This is a genomic window from Amycolatopsis sp. SID8362, from assembly GCF_010550475.1.
Classification (GTDB): domain Bacteria; phylum Actinomycetota; class Actinomycetes; order Mycobacteriales; family Pseudonocardiaceae; genus Amycolatopsis; species Amycolatopsis eburnea.
Genome location: NZ_JAAGNB010000759.1, coordinates 1 through 2,104, shown reverse-complemented (window position 1 = coordinate 2,104; position 2,104 = coordinate 1). Strand labels below are relative to the sequence as shown.

Sequence of the window (2,104 nt, the reverse complement as noted above, 5' to 3'; positions counted from 1 at the left end):
GCAGGAGCGCGCGCCGGGGGACGCGTACCCGGTGCCGCCGAGGGTGACGTCGCCCGCCGCGACGGCCGCGGCGACCGTGCACTGCGGGCTCAGCGGGCCGACTTCGCTGTCGCCCTCGCGGCGCACCAGCGGCAGCGACTCCTGCAGCGTCCGCGTTCCCGGCGTCACCAGCACGACGTCGGCGGAGCGCTCCCGCAGCGTTTCGAGCCGCTTCGCCGGCACTAGGTCGGGCTGGGTGACGAGCAGCGTCGCGTTCTCGCCGGCCACGTCGTCCGCTTCGGCCATCGTGTGCGCGGTCCGGATGTCCACGCCCTGGTCGCGCAGGAGCTTCGCGAGCGCGTGCGCGCCGCCGGGTTCGTAGGAGCCGGGTTCGAGCGCGCCGTGCGTCTGCTCGCCGCGGCCGAGCAAGAGCAGGGCACCCGCGGCGAAGATCAGCACGACGAGGGCGAGCGGGATCCGGGCACCGCGCCAGATCCGGCGCAAGTCCGGCGAAACGGAGGTGCTCATACGGCGACCGGCCGCTCACGGCGGCACTGCTCGTCCAGCTCGGTCAACGTGCGGTACGCCGCTTCGGTGCCTGCGCGGCCGCCGTAGTGGACGTCGTCGAAGAGCCGCGCGCCTTGCTGCAGTGCGTCGGCCACGTTGGGGAGCAGGACACCGGCCTCGGCGGCGGCTTCGTCCGCCGTCCGGCCGGAGCGGGTGTCGAGCAGCGCGCGCTCCTCCAGCGCCCGCACGACGGCTCGGAAGCGGTCGCGCACGGCGTCGTCGTACCGGCCGGCCGCGGCGGCTTCGGCGGCCGTGCGGCGGTAGTCGGCGGCGTTCTTCCGCTGCCCGCCGAAGACGACCCGGTCGGCGCGGGCGGTGCGGGCGACCTTGCCGGTGCGCAGCCGGACCACGACGACGAGCACGATCAGCAGCGCGATGACCAGCAGCAGCCCCAAGGGGCCGCCCGGGACCACCGACGACATGCCCCGCAGCAGCTTCTCCACCTGCTCGCCGAGCCACTGCCCGACCTGCTGCAGGAAACCGGGCTGCGCGTCGCGGTACTTCGGGTCCGAAAGCTCCTCCGCGGCGGCGCGGCGGGCCGGGTCCCGGTCGATGTCGACCGGGACGTCCGTGAAGAACAGCGTCACCACGCCTGCGGGGGCTGGACCCCGGCCGCGCGCGCCAGCTCGATGTCCATGCCTTCGCGGCGCATCCGCTGGTCGAGGTAGACGATCGCGGTGACCAGCGCGACGAACGGGATGGCGATCGTGCCGGAGACGATCTGCCCGGCGGACTGCAGCAGCAGCTCGCCGGTGCCCGGCACGGACACCTTGCCCGGGTTGAGGAACCCGTCGAACACTCCGGTGCCGAGCGCGAACGGCAGCTGGATGATGTTCTCGAAGAACGACTCGATGATCCGCGCCAGCACGAGGATGCCGAGCACCCGCCAGAACGCGCCGCTCACCAGCTTGACCGACCGGGCGAACGCCTCGCGGAACGTGCCGCGCTCGAGCACCAGCGCCGGCGACGCCAGCGCCCAGAACACCCAGGCGAGCACGCCGGGGATGATGCAGAGCATGAGGCCGATCGTGCTGGTCAGCGCGTAGACGAAGGCCACGCCGAGCAGCGGCGGCAGCCGCGGCTGCACCTCGCGCCACACGATGCCGAAGGTGACCTCGCGGCCCAGCGCGGCGCGGCCCACGACCGCGGCCATCAGGCCGGTGGTGACCGTCATCAGCAGCGCGGAGATCAACGACGCCGGCAGCGCCACGATCAGGAGGTCGCCGAAGGTGCCGAAGAGGGCGTTGCGGAGTTCCTCGTCGGTCGCGCCCGGCCCGAGTGAGGCCGTCGAGGTCAGGCTTTCGAGGTCCGCGTACAGGAACTTCTGCGCGACGAAGGTCAGCGCGGCGCTGATCACCGCGACCACCGCGCCGATGCCCAGCACGAGCAGCGGGTTGCGGCGCAGCGTCGTGATCGCGCCGTCGAGGACGTCGCCGATGTTCAGCGGCCGGAGCGCGATCACGCCCGGTTTGCCCAGCCCGTGCGGGTTCCAGCGCGGCTGCGGCGCCTGCCACGCGGGTGCCTGTTGCCAGCCCGGCGGCGGCGACGGCGGGGCGGG

3 protein-coding genes are annotated in these 2,104 nt (G+C 73.6%); all 3 read right to left on the bottom strand.

The genetic code is table 11. The features are described 5' to 3' along the window. On the bottom strand, positions 1–507 hold a 507-nt coding region (locus G3I65_RS23530), incomplete at its 3' end, for a DUF4350 domain-containing protein (RefSeq protein WP_160698026.1). Further along, a complete protein-coding gene (locus tag G3I65_RS23525) occupies positions 504–1,136 on the bottom strand; it encodes a DUF4129 domain-containing protein (RefSeq protein WP_160698025.1) in 633 nt (210 codons plus the stop codon). The genes G3I65_RS23530 and G3I65_RS23525, both read right to left, overlap by 4 nt. Then, positions 1,130–2,104: hypothetical protein (locus G3I65_RS23520; RefSeq protein WP_239071401.1), on the bottom strand; the 975-nt coding region annotated here is incomplete at its 5' end. The genes G3I65_RS23525 and G3I65_RS23520, both read right to left, overlap by 7 nt.